Source organism: Ruegeria sp. CDSB117 (assembly GCF_059611005.1).
In genome coordinates, this window is the sequence record NZ_JBXWOS010000001.1 from 522,145 (window position 1) to 542,587 (window position 20,443).

General features: G+C 57.0%; 20 protein-coding genes. 4 read left to right on the forward strand and 16 right to left on the reverse strand.

Features of this window, described 5'->3' with window-relative positions; translation table 11 throughout:
- The first annotated feature begins 48 nt into the window (after positions 1–48).
- Entirely contained in the window at positions 49–801 is a 753-nt protein-coding gene (locus tag AC2FJC_RS02540; RefSeq protein WP_496738281.1) for an outer membrane protein, read from the forward strand.
- A 20-nt stretch (positions 802–821) separates the two neighbouring features.
- Here the strand turns inward: AC2FJC_RS02540 and AC2FJC_RS02545 are convergent, their stop codons facing one another.
- The 13 genes from AC2FJC_RS02545 to AC2FJC_RS02605 form a co-directional block, all read right to left on the reverse strand.
- Positions 822–1,547: an MbnP family protein gene (locus tag AC2FJC_RS02545; protein WP_496738283.1), complete on the reverse strand. Its 726-nt coding sequence runs from the start codon at positions 1,545–1,547 to the stop codon at positions 822–824.
- Positions 1,547–2,668, reverse strand: a complete 1,122-nt coding sequence (locus AC2FJC_RS02550) for a cytochrome-c peroxidase (protein WP_496738284.1) — start codon at positions 2,666–2,668, stop codon at positions 1,547–1,549. The genes AC2FJC_RS02545 and AC2FJC_RS02550 overlap by 1 nt, the downstream gene beginning before the upstream one ends.
- Positions 2,669–2,683: 15 nt before the next feature.
- Positions 2,684–3,982, reverse strand: a complete 1,299-nt coding sequence (locus AC2FJC_RS02555; RefSeq protein WP_496738285.1) for a hypothetical protein — start codon at positions 3,980–3,982, stop codon at positions 2,684–2,686.
- 162 nt (positions 3,983–4,144) lie between these two features.
- Entirely contained in the window at positions 4,145–4,702 is a 558-nt protein-coding gene (gene comE, locus AC2FJC_RS02560; protein WP_496738287.1) for a sulfopyruvate decarboxylase subunit beta, read from the reverse strand.
- Positions 4,699–5,205: a sulfopyruvate decarboxylase subunit alpha gene (gene comD, locus AC2FJC_RS02565; RefSeq protein WP_496738288.1), complete on the reverse strand. Its 507-nt coding sequence runs from the start codon at positions 5,203–5,205 to the stop codon at positions 4,699–4,701. The genes comE and comD overlap by 4 nt, the downstream gene beginning before the upstream one ends.
- 48 nt (positions 5,206–5,253) lie before the next feature.
- A complete protein-coding gene (locus AC2FJC_RS02570; RefSeq protein ID WP_058279409.1) occupies positions 5,254–5,664 on the reverse strand; it encodes a universal stress protein in 411 nt (136 codons plus the stop codon).
- A gap of 23 nt (positions 5,665–5,687) precedes the next feature.
- Positions 5,688–6,668: a zinc-dependent alcohol dehydrogenase gene (locus AC2FJC_RS02575; RefSeq protein WP_496738289.1), complete on the reverse strand. Its 981-nt coding sequence runs from the start codon at positions 6,666–6,668 to the stop codon at positions 5,688–5,690.
- A complete protein-coding gene (locus AC2FJC_RS02580; protein ID WP_496738290.1) occupies positions 6,665–7,426 on the reverse strand; it encodes an SDR family NAD(P)-dependent oxidoreductase in 762 nt (253 codons plus the stop codon). Before AC2FJC_RS02580 ends, AC2FJC_RS02575 begins: the two co-directional genes overlap by 4 nt.
- Positions 7,419–8,726 carry a histidinol dehydrogenase gene (hisD, locus tag AC2FJC_RS02585; RefSeq protein ID WP_496738291.1) on the reverse strand — a complete coding sequence of 436 codons (1,308 nt, stop codon included), beginning with the start codon at positions 8,724–8,726 and terminating at the stop codon, positions 7,419–7,421. The genes AC2FJC_RS02580 and hisD overlap by 8 nt, the downstream gene beginning before the upstream one ends.
- A 12-nt stretch (positions 8,727–8,738) precedes the next feature.
- Positions 8,739–10,067, reverse strand: coding sequence for a TRAP transporter large permease (locus AC2FJC_RS02590; RefSeq protein WP_496725515.1), 1,329 nt, complete (start codon positions 10,065–10,067; stop codon positions 8,739–8,741).
- Between the two features lie 11 nt (positions 10,068–10,078).
- The gene (locus tag AC2FJC_RS02595) at positions 10,079–10,591 is read right to left on the reverse strand and encodes a TRAP transporter small permease (RefSeq protein WP_496725514.1); all 513 of its coding nucleotides are present in this window, start codon (positions 10,589–10,591) and stop codon (positions 10,079–10,081) included.
- A 110-nt stretch (positions 10,592–10,701) separates the two neighbouring features.
- On the reverse strand, positions 10,702–11,847 hold the full coding sequence (locus AC2FJC_RS02600) for a TRAP transporter substrate-binding protein (protein ID WP_058275419.1): 1,146 nt from the start codon (positions 11,845–11,847) through the stop codon (positions 10,702–10,704).
- A 24-nt stretch (positions 11,848–11,871) separates the two neighbouring features.
- The gene (locus AC2FJC_RS02605) at positions 11,872–12,057 is read right to left on the reverse strand and encodes a hypothetical protein (protein ID WP_113789729.1); all 186 of its coding nucleotides are present in this window, start codon (positions 12,055–12,057) and stop codon (positions 11,872–11,874) included.
- 139 nt (positions 12,058–12,196) lie between these two features.
- Between AC2FJC_RS02605 and AC2FJC_RS02610 the strand changes: the two genes are divergently transcribed.
- Positions 12,197–13,222, forward strand: a complete 1,026-nt coding sequence (locus AC2FJC_RS02610) for a LacI family DNA-binding transcriptional regulator (protein WP_496738292.1) — start codon at positions 12,197–12,199, stop codon at positions 13,220–13,222.
- On the opposite strand, the gene AC2FJC_RS02615 is transcribed toward AC2FJC_RS02610, so the two are convergent.
- Positions 13,219–14,190, reverse strand: a complete 972-nt coding sequence (locus AC2FJC_RS02615; protein ID WP_496707022.1) for a LysR family transcriptional regulator — start codon at positions 14,188–14,190, stop codon at positions 13,219–13,221. The genes AC2FJC_RS02610 and AC2FJC_RS02615 overlap by 4 nt on opposite strands.
- Positions 14,191–14,267: 77 nt before the next feature.
- A complete protein-coding gene (locus tag AC2FJC_RS02620) occupies positions 14,268–16,703 on the reverse strand; it encodes a GcvT family protein (RefSeq protein WP_496738293.1) in 2,436 nt (811 codons plus the stop codon).
- 186 nt (positions 16,704–16,889) lie between these two features.
- Here AC2FJC_RS02620 and AC2FJC_RS02625 point away from each other — a divergent pair, with 186 nt between their 5' ends.
- A complete protein-coding gene (locus AC2FJC_RS02625; RefSeq protein WP_496738332.1) occupies positions 16,890–18,410 on the forward strand; it encodes a trimethylamine methyltransferase family protein in 1,521 nt (506 codons plus the stop codon).
- 71 nt (positions 18,411–18,481) lie between these two features.
- Positions 18,482–19,450, forward strand: coding sequence for an agmatinase (locus AC2FJC_RS02630; RefSeq protein WP_496738294.1), 969 nt, complete (start codon positions 18,482–18,484; stop codon positions 19,448–19,450).
- On the opposite strand, the gene AC2FJC_RS02635 is transcribed toward AC2FJC_RS02630, so the two are convergent.
- Positions 19,447–20,421, reverse strand: coding sequence for an arginase family protein (locus tag AC2FJC_RS02635; protein ID WP_496738295.1), 975 nt, complete (start codon positions 20,419–20,421; stop codon positions 19,447–19,449). The two genes, AC2FJC_RS02630 and AC2FJC_RS02635, sit on opposite strands and share 4 nt — an antisense overlap.
- Between the last annotated feature and the right edge of the window lie 22 nt (positions 20,422–20,443).

Consider the following 20,443-nt stretch of genomic DNA (forward strand, 5'->3'; position numbering starts at 1 on the left):
GTGAGCAATCACATCAGATTGCCAAATTGGAACAAACGGAGGATCAAAATGGTCTTTAAGAGGGCAATAACAACCGCTGCGTGGGCCGTGGCGACCTGGATTCCAATGACAACTGTCGCTGTGGCGCAGCAGTCCGATTGGTCCTATGAGGCAACAATATACCTGTTCATGCCTGAAACGGAAGTTACGCAGGAAACAGCCCGCGGCACCGTTGATGGAACACTCAGCTTCTCTGACGCGCTAGAAAATCTCGATCTGGCCTTCATGGGCGTCTTTGGTGCATCGAACGGGCGATGGTCACTATTGGCCGACTACAACTATGTGGACGTCTCTTTCAGCAATGGTACGCCTGGTCCGGCAAGTTCTGGTCTTGAAACCTCTCTCACAACGCAATTTTTCAGCGGCTATGTCGGGTACCGGGCTTATACTACAGATACGTCCTATGTGGACTTGGTCGGCGGTTTCCGCTGGTTTCGGACACAGACCGATTTCACCGTCCTTCCCGGGGCAGCCCCGGGCCGGTCCGTCAGTGTCGATGAAAGCTGGACAGACCCGGTCATCGGCGTCCGAGCCCGCGTCGCATTCAACGACAGGTGGTCTGGCACTGGCTTTTTTGATTACGGCGGCTTCAGCAGCGACAGCGAAACATGGCAGGTCTTGCTGACTGCGGATTATGAAATCAACGACAGATGGGTGATCCGCGGCGGTTATCGCTATATCTCTTTCGATCACGAGATTGATGGCAACGATTTCACGTTTGACCAGTCCGGCCCGTTGATCGGCGCGACCTATCGATTCTAAGGGGCTTGCACGATCCGAAATCACCGAAACATCGGGGTCATCATGGTCGCGTAATTGTCGGCCAGCATGGCGGAGTCTTCGCGGTTGAACTTGACCGATGAGAGCTTTTGCAGGTCAATTTGCGAAGGCCCGTCAAAAAGCTTTGCAACATCTACGTTCACGTGCAGGTCAACATTGCCATCAGAACCGAAATCCGGTGGCAACTGAATATCGACCTCGCGCGCGTTTTCCGAAAACCCAACGTGGTAGACCAGCGGAGCGACCTCTTCCCCGATCCGCAACGTTCCTTCCATCACGACGAATTTATAGCCGACCTCCCAATTCCAGGCCATTTGGCTGTTCGGGTCCAGGTCCCCGCGCGCTTGGATCGAGCCATTGGCTTCTGGGTCTACGCCGATCATGAAACGGACCTGCTCAATGCTGCTCACGGGAATGTCGTTCAGCCTGAGCGAATGGGTTGTTTCCGGGTTGTCGAACCGGAGCAGATGATAGCTGTCAGGCTCAGCAAACAGTGCCCCATCTTGCGAGAGGGTCAGGTTGCTGAGGTAGAGCCGAAAGTCACGAACCCTGAACGTGCCGGGCCCGCCGGGGTTTTCGTACAAGAACTCATCAAATACCAACGGATCGTCACCCATCTTCGCGTGAAAGGTCAAAGTGATCGACGTGGTGCGCTGCGGACCAAGAGCAAAGAACAACGCTCCGCCAACGACCAACAGTATCGCAAGCCCCGTCATCCAAATACGCATCAGCCGTCTCCTCCGAAAGGATTGGATAACTGTGTGTTTGTCAAAAAACCCTCATCCGTCAGCGTGTGCAGGAACGCGATGATGGACTGCACTTCGTCGGGCGTCATACGCAGGCCCACAGTGCCCTGCCCGGCCTCTGGTGCATTGTCGGCCTCAAGGATCAAAGGGCTGAGCGTATCGCTGACGACAATCCCGTCATTGTAGTGATCCATGACCTCTTCTAACGTCTCGAACCGACCATCATGCATGTAGGGCGCAGTTACTGCGATGTTGCGCAGTGTCGGCACTTTGAAGAAGCCCTTGTGCGCCGGATTGTCTGTCACAGCCATCAGACCATCCGGCAGGTCGTCATCGGAATCCAGGCCGTTGTTTGAAAACCCATCCAATGCGTCCCGAAACCCGGAAGTCAAAAACTGGCTGTGGCAGTCGATGCAGTTCCCACCACGCAATGAAACCTTGGTGTCCGGATGCGCCATGAATAGTTTGCGACCATGTTCTTCCTGCGCGGTCAAACGCACTTCGCCACGCAGAAACCTGTCGTATTTTGAATCCGACGAAATCAGCATTCGCATGAAGGTCGACAATGCCCGGGCCACGTTTTCAGCGCTGACTTCCCCGTATGCCTTGTGGAACATCCGTCGATAATCGCGGGATGCTTGCAGTTCGGTGATCAGCGCATCCAAGTCCTGATCCATCTCGTCCGGGTGTTGAATCGGCATCAACGCCTGCGCTTCCAACGACGTTGCGCGACCGTCCCAGAAGAACCGCTCTTGCCCCCAAAGAAGGTTGGTCAAACTCATGGAGCTGAACTCCAGCTCTCCGCCCGACAATGCGGGCGACTTTGCCAGACCATCAGTGAAGGCAAGGGCCTGCATATGGCATGTCGCGCACGAGACCTGATTGTTGCCGGACAGGATGGGGTCGTAGAACAGGTGCCGCCCAAGGGCAAAGGCCTCTTCCGTCAGCGGGTTGTCCGGGGGCACAGCAAAGCGTCCGAAAACAAAAGGCGCCGAGAAGCCAGCAATCGGCGTCGCCGTCGGCCCGCGTGCGCGGTCCCAGAAGACCCACGCCGTCGCCGCGATCACCACAGCGACGGCTGCTGTCAAAAACACCCGAAGCATAACGCCCCCAGAGCATTAATGGTGGTGCACAAAACCCGAACCGAACAGCCCTTCAACGTTGTCCACGCCTTTGTTGTAGCGTTCTTTGAAATTGACCTCGGCGATACGTTCACCTGTCTCAAGATCGTGGATCGTGATGGTGTGTGCGTTCAGGTCGGCAATAAAATCCACATCCGTAGGATCGTCATCAGCCGCGTTGCCCAGGTTTAGCAGGTTATTCTGAACGGCGATCAGGTCCCGGCCAGAGGCGGACGTGAAAAAGATCATGTGATGTGCACCCGGATCGGCAACGATATCCGGTCCGCTGGACACAAGCTCGGGCAGTGCGGCCAATTCATAGCGCTTCACAACACCCGGCAGCCCATGAGAGATGAACAGTTCATCTTCAGTGCCATAGAACTCCAGCGGAACTGCGGTTTCATTGGCCACGCCACTATATATGACTTCGGCTTCACCAAAGGTTTTGGAACCGGCGTCATAGGGGATTTTCCAGGTCTCGAACCCGAACATCGTGTTGGCCAGAATGGCCGGTTCAATGTCAGCGTGCATGTCAGGCCGCGCGAACAGCACCTCGACCGGTGAAGACGGAAAATTCAACGGCTTTTCTTTTTCCACAACGATGTTCTGAATGGGTTCAAGCGTGTTGAGATCTATGATCGTCAACACATTCCCCACGCCAGTCGCCATATCGGGATGTATCGTCGAGGTGACCACCATGCGGTCGTCGAACGCAGATATCCCGTGTGGGTACATGATGTATGGCTCGCCCTCGCCGACTTGGCTTTTGCGTGCTTCGATAATTTTGACCACCTCATTAGTCTGAGTGTCAAAGACACCGACCGAGCCGCCATCATCGCCCCCAGTGCCACCCATAAAGGTTACGAACATATACTCCTGCCCGTTCGATGTGGCCCACATGATGTCCTCGCCAACGATCTGCCCTTGGGTATCCAGACAGATAAAGCCTTCGATCACCGGCGTTCCGCTGGAATCGCGGGACAGCCCGATCTCGGCCAGACTGCAGGACGGGTCCAATCCGGTCGAATAGAGACGCCCGTTCGGGCTGTAGTAGAGGTGATGCAATGGATGCTGAATATCCGGCTGTTCAACTTCGCTTAGTAGCTCTCCGAACTGGTCGGATTCCGGATCCAGCTCGACAATCGCGATGCTGTGATTTGTATCCAACGTCGGCAAACCGCGCAGCAGAACCATGCCCTGACTTTCCTCGCGGGTCTGAGACTGCGCTGGCGTTAGGCCAACCATCAACAGCCCGGCACCGAAAAGTACGCTTTGCGCAAGCAATTTGAATTTCATAATTTTCCCCCTTGCGATGAAACTTCTAAAAATGTTTTTGAAATTCACTTTACGTATCGTCATATCACATTCAGGAAACTGCATCAAATTGGGGTGCAATCGACCAAAGAAACGCCGCCCCGAACGGGACGGCGTAAGCTGAATACCTGCAGGTCGACTTCTTTAGGACGCTTGGACGGCCTTCATAAAGCGGTCGCGGATCACAACCGGGTCCATCGTGATTACCGGCATCTTGGCATTGCCGCTTTCGCACTTGCTGACGATGATTGTCATTTGGCCGCTGTCGAGCGCTGCCTGCAATGCGGCGCCAGTGTCTTCGGCCTGGCACTCGACCACATTCTCGCAACCACAGGCCTGCGCCACAGCCGCCAGCGATGTCTTTTTGCCCGCGTAAGTCGGCTGATCCCCGGTCGACCCATAAGATCCGTTATCGACAATCAGCAAGATGTAGTTATCAGCCACGTTGTTGGCGATGGTCGGCAAGGTGCCGAGGTTGGTCAGGATAGACCCGTCGCCGTCGATTACGATGACCGGCTTTGGCTGAGACAAGGCCAGACCCAGGCCGATGCTTGAGGCCAACCCCATAGTGCCCAGCATGTAGAAATTGGTGGGCCGGTCGTCGATGGCGTGCAGCTCTTGACTTGGGATGCCGATATTGCAGACAACCAGTTGATCTCGCAGGATCGGGGCGATTTCTTTAAGAATCTCAGAACGGATCATTGGTCGCCATAGCCTCCCCAGAAATTGGCGTCGGTCAGAATGGCGACCGGCTTGTTGCACATAAAGGTGTATTTCAGGATCGCATCCAGCTCTTCGACATCCGATTGATGATGAAAGTGGTAGGTCGGGATGTTCATCTGGGCCAGAAGCGCCTTGGTATGCACCGCCATCTCGACCTGGCAGGCGACGGGTTCGCGCAGCTCTCCGCGATATGAGATCAACATCGGCAAGGGCATACGGTAGTATTGGATCAACGTTGCCAACGTGTTGATGGTTACGCCGATGGCCGTGTTCTGCATAATGATCGCAGGACGTTTGCCGCCCATCCAGGCACCGGCGCACAGGCCCATGCCTTCATCCTCTTTGTTCGACGGGATGTGAAAGATGTCTTCATGTGCGTCGATTTCGTCAATAACGCCGGCCAATTGCTTGCACGGAACTGTGGTTACGAATGAGATGTCGTTGGCCACCAGATCGTCGGTGATCTTTTTGTCTATGTTCATGTCCGATATGTTAGTCCTGTATGGGGCGCAATTAGCGCGATTGACGGGTTACAGCCCGCGGTGCACATGCACGGCGCAAGGCGCATGACGGACGACACGCGAGGCGGTCGATCCCAGAAAATAGTCGCTGACGCCCGGCTCGTGCGAACCGATGACGATGCAGTCAAATTTGTTTTGTGTCGCAAAGTCGATCACCGTGCGAGCCGTGTGACCTTTGACAATCTCGGCCTGAACGCCTTCAAGCCCAGAAACTTTTTCCCGCAACAAGGTGCGTGCCGCGCGAAAGCCCTCGGCGACGACATCCTTGTCGAGATAGGCACTGACTGAGCCCTGAGGCATCTCGTAGACATGCAGGGCCACAATCTCGGCCCCTTCAGCCGACAAGGCCTTGGCGATTTCCAAAGTGTGCGGCGAGATCCCATGATCCAGCGCCATTGGGACGAGAATTTTTTTGTACATGAATACCTCCGTTTCTGCCTGGACTAGACCCAGGGTGCGAGGATGATCTTAGGTGCGGCCACGGCACCTTTTCGCAAATCGCGAAAGGCGTCGGCGGCGTCAGACAAGGCCCGTTCCTGTATCCAGTCCAACGAGCCCAGTCGGCCATCGAATATCGCCTGCGCGGTCTTCCTGAAATCCTCGGCAGTATAAGTATAGGTGCCGATAAACGTGATCTCCTGCAAGGTCATACGACGTATATCCAAACCGCCAGCATCCTCACCCAACCCAACATGCACGATAACGCCTCCCGGCTGAACGTGATGGGAAGCGGCAGCACGGGTTGCAGAATACCCCACTGCGTCAACAACCAGTGAGAACGTATCATCCGTGGCTTCAACCACATTGAAAGAGCCCAAACTCTGTAAATAGGCGCGCCGCATATCATTCGGTTCGATGATGACAATATCGTCAATGCCGACCGCTGCCAGTGCCAAAGCTGCCGCCACACCAATCGCACCACCGCCAATCACCAACGCATCACGCGCCATTCCCTGATGCAGCGCCTCTAACCCCAAACGAACCGCGTGCCAGCTCACCGCCAATGGCTCAGCCAAAGCGGCCTGCTGAAATGATACGTGGTCCGGCACCTCAACCAGATTTGCATCTGGCATGGCCACATATTGGGCAAAAGCCCCTTCACGCGGTGGCATCGAGATGATCTGCCGGCTGGGGCATAGGTTTTCCCGACCTGCCTCACACGCTGGGCAGACACCGCAGTTAACCAAAGGATTGATCGTTACGCGCGTACCGTCGCGTGGACCTCCAACAATCGTCCCTGCGGCCTCGTGACCCAGAATAAGCGGTGCAGGTCGGCGCGCGTCGTGACCCAAATAGGCGTGCATATCCGAGCCGCAAATCCCGACGGCCTCGACCCGGATCAATTGCTCACCTATGTCGGGCGCAGCATCTGGTACGTCCTCATAGGCCAAATGCTCAACACCCTGATAAACAAGCGCTTTCATTTCGCAGTAAACCCTCCATCGACCATCAAAACTTGCCCTGTGACGTAGTTGGACGCCCGTGAGCACAAAAACAGGATCGGCCCATCGATATCCTCCATCTGCCCGTTTCGGTTCATGCAGGTTTGCGCCGCGTTACGGGTTGCCCGGTCGGTGTCATCGAACACAGCCTGCGTCAGTTCGGTCGGGAAAAAACCCGGCCCGATGGCATTTGCAGTGATGCCGTCAGCGGACCAAGCCTCGGCCATGGCCCGCGTCAGTTGCCCGACCCCGGCCTTGCTGGCCCCATAAGCAATACCGCCCGGAAAAGCACGCGTGGTCTGAAGCGAGGCGAAATTCACGATCCGCCCCCACCCCCGAGCTTTCATCGCAGGAACCATTGCCTGGCTTAGGAAGAACGGCGCGCTCAGGTTCAGCTCAAGCGTCTTGTCCCAGCCTTCGGTGGTCACGTCATCTGCCACTTCGCGCGTGTTGATACCCGCCGCATGCACGATGATGTCCGGCGCGCCAAAACTGGCTGCGACTTCCTCGGCGAGCGATGCCACGCGCGACCGATCGGCCACGTCGGCAACAACTGTGGCCACGTTGTCGCCCCCTTCAGCTTGCAATTCTGCCAATGCTTCCGGTCGACGGGCGACGCCGACGACGCACGCACCCGCTGAGGCCAACACAAGCGCTGCACGACGCCCAAGGCCCGAGCTTGCGCCGGTCACGCAAGCGACACGCCCGGTCAGATCGAACAACGCGCGCGGATCATTCATCGGCGGTCAGGTTGAACTGTTCGTCAGGGAAGTATTTGGCAAGGCGCACGTCCGCAGCCCGCGCATGCCCTTCCATACCCTCCAACCTGGAAATGCGAGCGGTCGCCTCGGCAATGGATTTCGAGCCTTCGCGTGTAGCGCGCTGCCATGTGACGATCTTCATGTACTTATGGACGCTCAAGCCGCCGGTATAGCTGGCCGCGCCGGATGTCGGCAGAACGTGGTTCGTACCAGTCGCCTTGTCACCGTAGGACACTGTGGTTTCTTCACCCAGGAACAGCGATCCATAGCAGGTCAACCGACCCAGCCACCAATCCAGGTCCTCGGCCTGAACGGTCAGGTGTTCGGGCGCATAATCGTCCGAACAGGCCGCCATTTCTTCACGATCTGAACAGACGATGACTTCGGCATAATCACGCCACGCAGCAAAGGCGTTTTCTCGGTTGAGTTCAGGCAGATCCTCGATCAGCGCTGGCACCAGCTCCATGACTTTTTGCGCAAGGTCCCGGTCATCTGTCACCAGCCAAACCGGAGAGTTATAGCCGTGTTCCGCCTGGCTCACCAAGTCGGTGGCCACCACATGCGCATCTGCGGAACCGTCCGCAAGGATCAGGCTGTCCGTCGGCCCGGCAATCATGTCGATGCCAACTTTGCCATAGAGAATACGTTTAGCCTCGGCCACAAACTGATTGCCTGGGCCCACAAGAATATTTGCGCTCGGCAGGCCGAACAAACCATAGGTCATGGCGGCCACGCCCTGAACGCCGCCCATGGCCAGAATGCTGTCCGCACCGCAGATATGCGCTGCATACACAATCGCAGGCGCAACGCCTTCTCCTGGACGCGGAGGCGAGCAGGCCGTGATGTGGCGGCACCCGGCAACCTTGGCCGTAGTGACCGTCATGATCGCGCTGGCAATATGGCTATAGCGTCCGCCGGGCACATAGCAGCCAGCCGCGTCCACAGGGATGGCCTTTTGGCCAGCGATAAAGCCCGGGACAATTTCCATCTCAACGTCAGACACCGTGGATTTCTGCGTTTCAGCAAACCGGCGAACGTTGTCGTGAGCAAACCGAATATCCGCCTTGAGCCTTTCGGGGACAAGCGCGCAGGCGGCCTCGATCTCATCGGCGGTCATCAACACGTTGCCGTCAAACTTGTCGAACTTGACCGCATATTCCAGCGCTTTGGCATCCCCGCTAGCCTCAATGTCGGCAAGGATTGTCTTCACTGTATCATGCACTTCCGTGGCATGAGATTGAGCCGTCAGGGTCGCCTTTTTCAGATAGTCGCGAGGCATATTCAGTAGGTCCTATTGGTAGATTTCAGGAAGCAAAGTGGTCGAAACCGCCGGAACGTAAGCAATCAGAAGAACTACGATCAGCATTGTTAATACGAATGGAATAGCACGGGCCGCAATCTTCAGAATGGACTCACCCGTAATGCCAGATACGACGAACAGGTTCAGGCCAAGCGGCGGTGTGATGAAACCGACGCCCAGTGCGGTGATCATCATGATGCAGAACTGGATTTCGTTCATGCCGATATTGTCGGCCAGCGGTTTCAGGATAGGAGCAAGGATTACGATATTGGGCGTCGTTTCCATAACGCAGCCCGCAGCAATCAGGATACCGATCATCAGCAGGATCAGCAGGTACGGATCGTCGGTCAGCGAAGTGATCGAGGCGACGAACCCTTGCGGCACGCCCATGATCGCCAGCGCTTCGGCCAAGGGGGCCGAAAAGGCAATGATCGGCAGGATCACCCCGTTCACCTTGGCTGAGCTGACCAGCATCGACGGAAAGTCGGCCAATGTCAGCGTGCGCAGGATGAAACCCATGATGATGGTGACAACCACGGCGGTGGCACCCGCCTCGGTCGGGGTCAGGCGACCCGAGAAGATGCCGTAGAAGATAATTCCGGGCACGATAAACGCGTACCAGCCGGACTTCAGCGCTTTACCCAAATTGGCCAGCCACTCGCCCATCGTCATCATGCCGCCACCCTCATAAGCGTAGAGACGGTTCATGATGATGTTGGTGATCAGGATCGAAACCAGAATGGCGAGCCCCGGGATCAGTGCGGCCAGGAATAGGGTCGACGCAGAAATCCCCAGAACGAGGCCGATGATGATGTAGGCAATCGACGGTGGGATCAGGATGCCGGTGCAAGCCCCGGCCGCGACCAAGGCGCAGGCGTAGGGGCGCGGATACCCGCTTTCGACCAACCGGTTGATGGTCATGCGACCGACAGCGGCCGCGCCAGCGGCATCCGACCCCGAAATGGCGGCGAACATGCCGCAAACCAGAACGGTGGCCGAGCCAAACCCACCCTTGGCGAAGCAAGTCAGCGCCTCAGCCACATCCAGGAATTTACGTGACAAACCGGTACGGACCAGCACGTCACCTGTCAGGATAAACAGCGGCACGGCGGTCAGGGCAAAGGCGTCGATCCCGGTAAACAGGCTCTCGCCCACCAGGCTCAGCGGTAGATCGCCCGACATGACCAACATCACGATGGCAGCAGAACCAATCGCTGCCCAAACCGGAACAGCCATGGCGATCAGAACAACGAACAGAATGACGGGCAGGTAGAAATCCCAGCCCAGTTCTACGGTTTGATTGAGAGTATTCCAGAGCATCTCAAATCCCCTCAGTCAAACAGCTTGTCACCTTCGAAGACGGGCGTGCCGTCGCGAAGGGATTTGAAGTCACGCATAAACGATTGGATCAGGCGCCAGATCATCAGCGCGAATCCGGTCGGCACTGCCATCAGGAACCAGACTTTCGACACCCGGAGGCCGTCAGTCACTGATCCAAACTTGGCCGAGACGTGAACCGCCTCGTACGACCAGTAAAGCGCGATCACAGCGACTGCGAACATCACCAGATCGCCGAAGATGTACAGTAGGGCCTTGGGACGCGGCCCGAGGTAATGCATGACCACATCAATCCGGATATGCGCCCGCTCTTTGACCGCCGCCGCAGCGCCGATCCAGGCCAAATAGATGAAGGAATACCGGACGATTTCTTCCCCCCAGATTGAGGAATAGGCGAATATCTCGCGTCGCAGAACCTCGATGGCCATGGTGATGACCAGCATCACGTAGAACACCAGCAGCAGCCAGCGCTCGGCGTTGCGATCTATGTTTTGGAGTAAGGTCATCGGTTCCCTCGGCGACAGAACAGTCAGGCGCGGCCTTCTGTTTTGGGCCCTTTCAGGCCTGACTGCTGTTGAGTGATTGCGGACGCCAAAAAGACGTCCGCCGGTTTAGGTCATGCGTCGTGGACGTAGTATTTTCCTTGTGTCCCAGCCGCCTCGACCAGTTTCTCAAAGGCGTCCATCGACCCGGCCAGCTCTGTCTTGAACGGATCCCAATCGGCGTTTTGGTAGCCCCCAACGCTTTCCCACTCGGCCAGTTGATCCGCGTTAAGCGAATGGAACTCCACTCCGGCCTTGTTCAGTTCGGCCATGGCAAAGGCACGGGCCGAGGGAACTTTGGAAAGGTTCTGATGGCTGGTCATTTCCGAACCCCACATGATGCCTTCCTGAACGTCCGGCGGCATCGAATTGAACCATTCGAGGTTACACGAATAAACCTGACTGTCCGGAACGGCCTGCGTAAAGGTCACGTGGCTGAGGATGTCCTTGAAGCCAAACACATACAGCGCTCCGACCGATGGATCGAGCGCATCCGCAACACCCTGCTTGATCGCTGAGGGGGTTTCACCCCAAGCAACAGGCGTCGGGTTTGCACCGACCATGCGGTAGTACTGCTGCAGCATTTTCGAGCCGGGCACGCGGAACTTCACGCCGCTCATGTCACCCGGCGTGATGATTGCATTACCGCCCTGACGCACTGCAACAACGCGCGGGTCGATCACCACATAGAACAGGGCCTTGAAGCCAGCGGCCTCGACTTTCGGGTGAACTTCGTTCTGCCACGTATCCGAATGTACAAGGTTGGTGAACCGCTGGTTCGACCCGCACAGATACGGCATGTTGATAAGGTCAACGGTCGACGCGAACGGCGCGAAGTTGGACAGCGAATGCTGCGCCGCCTGAATGGTTCCGCCCTGCACTTTCTGCACCAATGCGCCGCCAGCACCCAGCTGACCACCCGGCGCAAGTTTGACGTACACCTTGCCGTTCGTCGCGTTCTGGATGTTTTCTTTCAGATCAAGCTGCATGATAGGATAGCTGCGTGACGCGCCCAGTACATATGCGGTCGCGACCGTCATGACATGGTCCGCTGCCTTTTCACGCTCACTTTCTTCTTTGGCTGTCTGCGCCACAGCCTCGGACGACCAAAGGACGCCGCCTGCACCTGCAACCAGCGCTGCAGTGAATGACCCACTGGCGCTCAGCTTTAGGAAATTACGGCGTTCGACGGACGCCAGTTCATTTCTGTCGTTTTTCATTTAGTGCCCTCCCAAGCAAAAAATTCAGCCACCCTTTTTTGCATCGCGGACAGCTTCCCTTTTTAGAATTGCGACAACGAACAGGATCGATGCCGCGAACAGAACCAACATCTCTCCGACGTCACCAAGAAAGGCGCTGTTTGCAAAAGCCCCCAGCGCCACGTTCGCAAAATAGATGGCAAACACGAGTGCGGACGCAGCAAGAAACATCTCTTGGACTCCCTTTTCAGATTCGGCCCAACGCCATTTGTAAGCGCTTACATTCAAAATGCAAGCGCTTACATATCCACTTCCCTCTGGCGGCAGTTGAGTTTAGAGTTATTGGCAAAAGCAAATTGTGAGTTTGGAAATGGAGAAACCTCGGTCGGCGCCGACACTGGATGATGTGGCAAAAATGGCCGACGTTTCGACGGCTACTGTGTCGCGTTGCCTCAACAGCCCGGACCGAGTGGTCGAAGCGACCCGCAAACGCGTCCTTTCGGCAGTTGATGCGCTGGGGTACACGCCAAACTTTGCGGCGCGCGTAATGGCCGCCAAGCGGTCGTTCACCATCGGGGCGATCATACCGACCATGGAAAACGCGATCTTCGCGCGTGGACTTCAATCCTTTCAGGAAGAGTTGCACCAGCGCGGTTATACGCTGCTGGTCTCAAGTTCAGCTTACAAACCTGAAATCGAAGAAGAGCAAATCAGGACCCTGATTGCACGAGGGGCCGACGGGCTGCTGCTGATCGGACATGACCGCGATCCCAAGATCTACGACTTTCTGAGCCAGCGGAAAATTCCGGCATTGGTCGCATGGTCCTATTTGCCGGACTCCAAGTTGCCTTCCGTCGGATTTGACAATCGCGCGGCCATGTTCGACCTCGCCAGCCATGTTATTGAATTGGGGCATACACAGATCGGCGTGATCTCGGGTCTCGTAGACGGGAATGATCGCGCCCGGCTCAGGGTTCAGGGCATCCGGGATGCGATATCTGATAGCGGGCTCGCGGCCAGCAATCTGACTCTTGTCGAAACATCCTATGAGATCGAAAACGGTGCCAAAGCCTTCCGCGACCTGATGAACGCTGACCCGCCGCCGACTGCAATCTTGTGTGGGAACGATGTGTTGGCCGCAGGTGCCTTGCGACAGGCCCAAGAGATGGGGTTGGACGTGCCTGGCGATGTATCGATCACGGGTTTTGACGATATCGAACTCGCCCGAATCGTTTCCCCGGCCCTGACGACTGTGCATGTGCCACATCGTGAAATGGGGCGCAAAGCGGCCCTGCAACTGGTGGAGATGGTCGAGAACCAAACCGCCGGGACTGGCGAACAACTGGCGACGAGAATTGTAAATCGACCGTCGCTTGGTAAGCCTGCGCCGGGCTAAGCCGCCTCCCCCTCCATCGTGCGGAAGTCGTTTTTTAGCCAAGGATGCTTGGCGCACATTGGGCGAGTGAAATGTTGCCGGATCAGTTTCACCATAACTTTCTGGATCAGTTCCGAGGTCGTCACGGGATACACTTCGGTCGTGAACAGCGACACGGTTCGCACGAAGTTTCTACCGGGAAACGGCATGGCTTTGACACTGTTATGGAACCGCTGGGTCCGATGAAAACAGGCGGCCGTCGTGATCGCCCAACCGCTACCCTGAGCCACCAAACCGATGATCGACTGGTTGCATTCCAGTTCGAACCTGTTCGGTAGGCTAAACTTGCTGCGTGCCAATTGAATCTCGATCTGCTTCCCGATCACATAGTCCCGCGAATACCGTAATAGGGGTAAGTCCGCGTCCGGGTGAAACAACTCTTCTGGCGACCCTTCAAAACTGTTGGGCAGCACGACAAGAAACGGGTCCCGCATCAACGGGTACTCAATCAATCCTTCGGTTCGCCCAGGCGGTCGAGTGGCAACGCCCACATCCAGTTTGTGTTCCTGTAGCTTGGAGAGGATTTCGTGGCTGGGACGCGTATAGTGACGAAAATTGCAACGCGGCAATGCCTGCGCCAGAAACCGGACCATATCAGGCGCGATCTGGTTGTCGAAATCGTCAATAAGCGCCAATCGCAGGTCGGTCGCATGTTGCCAATTGCCCGTTCGGATTTCGGCCTCGCCGCGTTTCAGAACAGTCAAACCGTCGCGGACATATCGCGCAAAGACTTCGCCCGCGGGCGTCAGGCCCATGGGTCTGCGCCCATGATCGACCAGCTCGATACCAAGCGTGTTTTCCAAGCTGCGCAGGTGGTTCGAGACCGTGCTGATCGACAAACCCGTTTCGGACGCGACCTGTTGGATCGATCCGGATTTGGCGATCAATTGGAAGATTTCCAACCATCTCAGGCTCAGCGATTTGGACATGGGTGCCAATCATTGTTTCGATTTGCTCGAAACTAGCCAAGCAAAGATTTACTCTTGCGGCAATGCCAAAGTTCCAGTTACGCCTTCATCCGGTCAAAGCCCGGGTCATATGGGCACGACGGAATGACCGTTGCGCGCACACGCTGACCGCAACTGTCCAGATCCATTTCACATCCGATATCCGCGTAGGCGGGATCGACAAATGCATGCGCCAGATTCAACTCGGTGCGGTGCCCCCATTCGCCCGATGTGACGGTTCCAACCACCTTATCCCCCTGCATCAATGACGCTCCAGGATGTGCAGGACCGAAGGTTGAGGAAACCTGAAGAACGACAAGCTTCTTGCGAAGCTTCTCCGATTGCCGATTTAACAAAGCGTTCCGCCCGACAAAATCTCCCTTATTCATTCGGACGAACCTGTCCAATCCTGTTTCATAGGGATCGAACTCGGTGATCAGGTCTGCTTTCCAATGAAGAAAGCTCTTCTCCATCCGCATCGATTCAACCGCCCGTGCCCCGAACACCTTCAACCCGTGCGCCTCACCTGCTTGCCGTAACGCCAGATAGGCCGCGTAGAGCGAGGCGTTGGGTACGTGGATTTCATAGGCCAATTCACCCGAAAAGCTGAGGTTCATGACCGTAGCCGGAGCGATGCCAACGAAGCACTCGCGCACATTGAGCCACGGGAAAGCCTCAGCCGACCAATCCCCTCGGGCGCAGGCCGACAAGACGTTTCGCGCCTTCGGGCCAGCGAGCACCAATATGGTTTGGTCATTTGTCAAACTGCGCAGATGAACGTCTTCATCGCGTCGCATGTGCTGGCGTAGCCAATCCATGTCATGAAATTCGCTTGCTGCGGCTGAGCCATACCAGACGCGCGCCTCCCCCCGATCGCTGGCCGGTAGATTGGCGACAGTAGCCTCGGCTTTGATCATACCATGATGGTTCAGCAGGTACCCTAGCCCAACACGCCCCTCGCGCCGGGTCACAAGCCCGCAGAACATCCGGTCCAGAAAAGCATGCCGGTCATTTCCAGTGATTTCGATCCGATTGAACCCGTTCACCTCGGCCAGTCCAACACCCGATTGCACATTCCGAACCTCAGTGGCGATCACGTCAAATGTTTCGTCAAAACCGAAACTATGCGTCGGCGTGAATTCCGGCGAAGGTTTGATGTAATCCACCCTCTCCCACCCGTTGACCACTGTGAACTCGGCCCCCTCCGCCGCCAGCACCGGCGTCAGAGGTGTGGTTTTGGCCGGACGCCCTGCAGGGCGATGTTCATGCGGAAAGTGGAACCGAAATTCGTTCTGATAGTCCTCGATAGCCTTAAGCGCGGTCAATTCGACGTTTGCATGACCCGTGAACCGCCGGGGATCGAGGCACCACGTATCGTAACACGCCTCGCCGTACACAATCTGTTGGGCCAGCAGCCACCCATGCCCACCCCCTTCGCCCAGCCCAGCGCGCAGACCGATGATACAAAACGCGTTGCGTTTGCCAGGGATCGGTCCCACCAGCGGAGCCCCGTCGATCGTGTAAGTAATCGGCCCATTGACCACCGTGTGAATACCAACCTCCATCAGCGCGGGCATCCGCGCGAATGCGCCTTCCAACACGTCCGTCACGCGGTCCAAATCATCGGGGCAAAGGGCATTCACAAAGTTCGGATCAATCCCGTCCATACCCCAGGTCTTGCAGTCCTGTTCGTAAAACCCGAGCAACAGGCCGTTCTTTTCTTGCCGGCAATAATAGTCACTGATCGGACAACGCAGCAGAGGCATCCGATGCCCCGCGTCGCGGATCGCCTGTATCTCTTCGGTCAGGAAGTACTGGTGCTCCATCGACGAAACAGGATGATGAACGCCCATCATGGCACCGACTTCGTTGACGCGATATCCGCAGGCGTTGACCACGATGTCGCAATCGATGTCGCCATGCTCTGTCTGCACAGTCCAGGTGTCGTCGGCGTGCTGCACCAGACCCGTCACCGGCGTATTTCGATAAACTTCTGCGCCTGCCTTGCGTGCCCGGCGCGCCAAGGCCTGACACAACTGAGCAGGATCAATATCCCCGTCCAGCGGGTCCCACAGCCCGCCAATCAGGTTGTCGGTCGAAATCAAAGGGTGGCGGCGGGCACATTCGTCCGCGTCAATCACCTCGAAATGCACATCCATACCCCGTGCCATGGATGCAAAGTGGCGATAGCCCTGCATCTGGCCCTCGGTATTGGCCAGGCGTATTCCGCCATCCCCGTAGTGGTAGTTGATCGGATAATCCGGATCGTCGGCTAACTCCTTGTACAATTGGATCGAGTGCGTTTTCAGGCCCACCATCGTCTGGTTCATGCCAAAGTTCGTCACTTGCGCGGCCGAATGCCACGTCGTGCCCGAGGTCAATTCGTTCCGTTCGACCAGCACCACATCGGTCCACCCCTCTTGCGTCAAATGATAAAGGGTCGAACATCCGGCGATGCCGCCGCCGATCACAACGACTTTGGTACGCGACTTCATTGGCTTTGCTCCGTAAGATTTCGTCCAAGTCTTGCGGAAGAAAAGGCTGGGGCGACAACTGCGCAAATGCGGGTGCAGGAAAATCGAAACTGCGATTTCGGATTCTGAAAAAGGCAATTCGCCTTTGATGCCGGGATGTTCCGCCCATTACGGTGCAGGAAAGTGAAAAAAAAGGAATTGGACCGGATGTCATCAGAGGGTTCTAAACGCAGCGGCCGAAAAGCGCGGCATGCCCAGCGAGCAGCCAAACCGGTCGTAGACCCCTGCCCACCCGGCCAGAAGGGCGGCGCTTATAAACCTCTGCGCCAGCCCGAGATCGAACAGATATACGACACGGCACTGCGGCTGCTCGAGCGTTTGGGCATGGGAAACGTGCCAGACAGATTAGCGGCAGACCTCAAAGCCGCAGGTGCGCAGGCGGGTCAACAAGACCGGTTGCTGTTCCCGCGTGGAATGGTTCAGCGCGCAATCGATACAGCCCCCAAAAGTTTCGTGTTCCACGGCCGGGACGAAAACCGCTCGATCCAGGTTGGCGGCGACCGCGTGTTTTTCGGCACGGGTGGCGCCGCTGTTCAAACGCTGGACATCGATAGCGGCCGTTATCGCCCCTCTACCTTGGCGGATTTGCATGACTTCACCCGATTGCAGGACACGCTGGCCAACGTCAGCTGGTTCACCCGATGCTGCGTGGCCACAGATGTACCTGATGTATTCGATCTGGACGTCAACACCGCCTATGCGCTGGTGCGCAATACGACCAAACCAGTGGCAACATCATTTACCCTGGCCGAACATGTTGGTCCCATTGTCGAGATGCTGGATATCGTCGCCGGAGGGCCCGGTGAATTCGCCAAACGCCCGTTTCTGAAAGCGCATATCAGCCCGGTGATTTCTCCGCTGCGCTACGGGGAGGACGCGGTTGATGTCGTCTATGAATGCGTCGCTCACAACATTCCCATGTCGTGCATCACAGCGGCGCAGGCCGGTGCCACGGCCCCGGCAACTTTGGCCGGGTTTTTGGCGCAATCGCTGGCCGAGACATTGGCCAGTCTTGTCATGGTCCACGCGATCAAACCCGGATTTCCGATGGTATTTTCCAATTGGCCTTTCATCGTAGACCTCAGGACCGGGTCTTTTGCTGGCGGCAGCGGAGAGACGGCCGTTTTGAACGCGGCCTCGGCGCAGCTCACGAACTGGTTAGGTCTGCCCTCGGGCATAGCCGCATCGATGACTGACGCAAAGGCCATCGACGCGCAATACGGCGTTGAAAAAGGCATGACGTCGCTTGCTGCGGCCTTGGCCGGGGGCAACTTAATCTATGAAAGCTCGGGCATGACCGCATCCTTGTTAGGCGCAAGCTTCGAGGGGTTTGTGTTGGACAACGAAATGCACTCACACACTTATCGGGCGCTGCGCGGGATTGAGGTGAGCGAGGAAAACCTGGGTTTTGACGCCATCTGCCAATCGGTCCTGGGGGACGGGCATTTCTTGGGAAGCGCACAGACCTATGCGGCGATGGAGCGGGATTACTTTTACCCCGAACTCGCCGATCGACAAGAGCCCCGCACGTGGCAAAACGATGGTGCGAAAGACGCATGGTCATCTGCCCGACATCACGCCAAAGAAGTTCTGGCCAGGCATCACCCAGAATATTTGAGCGCTGAACAGGATGCCGAAATCCGGAAACGTTTCCGCATTCTGACATAAAAACCGCAGAGCATTCCCAACACTTCATTGGGCCGCTAGGGTCCAATGGGAATTGCGCGAAGGATAAGGCCATGACCGATTCATTTTTTCAGCCGGTATCAGCGATGGAGCTGGCCCGGTTTGCCGGCATCCCCTCGTTCATGCGTTTGCCCAGCCTGGACCTGGATCACGAACGGATTTTGGATGTTCAGGTCGGTCTCATCGGCATCCCGTGGGATGGCGGCACCACCAATCGCCCCGGCGCGCGGCATGGTCCGCGACAATTGCGGGACTATTCCACGATGATCCGCGCGATGAACCCGGTCACAGGCGTCGCGCCGTTCTCATTGGTCAATTGCGCCGATCTTGGCGACGTAGCACCCAATCCGGTCGATATCCAAGATACCCTGAACCGGATAACGGACTTCTACGCGGACCTGCACGCAAAAGGCATTGTTCCGCTTACCGCAGGCGGGGACCATCTGACCACACTGCCGGTGCTGCGGGCTCTGGCTGCCTCTGGTCCCGTGGGTTTGATCCAATTCGACAGCCACACAGACCTATTCGACGGCTACTTTGGCGGCCATAAGTTCACCCACGGCACTCCGTTTCGGCGCGCAGTGGAAGAAGGTCTGGTTGACCCCAAGCGATTTGTACAGGTCGGCATTAGGGGCACCGCCTACAATACCGAGGACATCGAGTGGGGTGAGGCCCAGGGTATCTGCATCATCCGCATCGAGGAACTGTTTGATCGGGGCATCGACGACGTGATGGCCGAGGTCCGCGGTATCGTTGGGCAAGCACCAACCTATTGCACCTATGACATTGATTTTGTTGACCCAACCTACGCCCCTGGCACCGGAACGCCCGAGATCGGCGGACCAAACAGTTTTCAGGCGCAGCAGGTCATCCGCCGGATGTCTGGTGTGAACCTGATTGGCGCTGATCTGGTCGAAGTATCGCCCCCATTCGATCCGAACGGAGGCACCGCGTGGCTGGGCATTTCGCTGATGTTCGAGCTGCTCTGCGTTTTGGCGCAGGCTGTGGACGCACGGCGCTAGCTGGCGTTTTCGGCGATCATCGAGATCATTTCGAACATCACCGCAGCTGCCGTCAGCGCGGTGATGTTGTTCGGGCTGTCCTTGGTTGGCATCATGCAAACGACATCCCCACCCACGATGTTCAGACCCCGCGCCGCGCGCAGAATGCCGACAGCCTCGTCAATATCGAACCCCTTCTCGCCCGGCTCCAGGTTGGACACCGCAGGCGCAACGGTCGGGTCAAGGCAATCCAGATCGAAGGTGATATAGACCGGTCGGTCCCCCAGCACTTCTTTGGTCTGGGCCACGACATCCTCCAACCCGCGCTGCCTGAACTCGCGCATGGTGACGATGTTGTAGCCATAGTCGTAAGACGGCTGCAGCCAGTCCAAGCTTCGTGGATGGCCCCTAAGTCCGATTTGCATGGATCGCGTGGGGTCGACCTGCCCCTGATCCGCCAGATACGCGCCCCAATGGGCCGCTGATTTCTTGGCCCCCAGGAAATGATCGACCTTGGTGAACACGTCCGTGTGAGCGTCCAGATGCAGAAAGCTGACAGGCTCTCCACCAGCCAGTTTACCGCGCCCCAGCGCTTGCACGATCCCGCCAGTGATGGAGTGGTCGCCGCCAATCGACACAGGGTGCGCACCGGCTGCATCGATGTCTTTGTAAAAAGCCGTAATCCGTTCGATGCAGTCTTCGTTATCGTTTGCCCGCGGAAATGGAACGTCGCCTACATCTGCAATCTTCGCACAATTCCACGGATCAATTTCAAACACCGAATGTACCCGCCGCTGTACGGCCGAGACATGCCGCAAAGCACGCGGGCCCAAATGCTGATCCCGCTCGGTTGTGCCGTTGCCTGCCGAATGCGGCACTCCGACCAAAGCGATGTCCTGCCCTTCGGGACCTTGATTGGGGCACCGAAATAGGGTCGGTATCCCCCACCAATATAGATTGTCCATCATAGACTGTTCGTAACGGTCGGTCATCTGCGTCTCCGGTGAAAGAAAA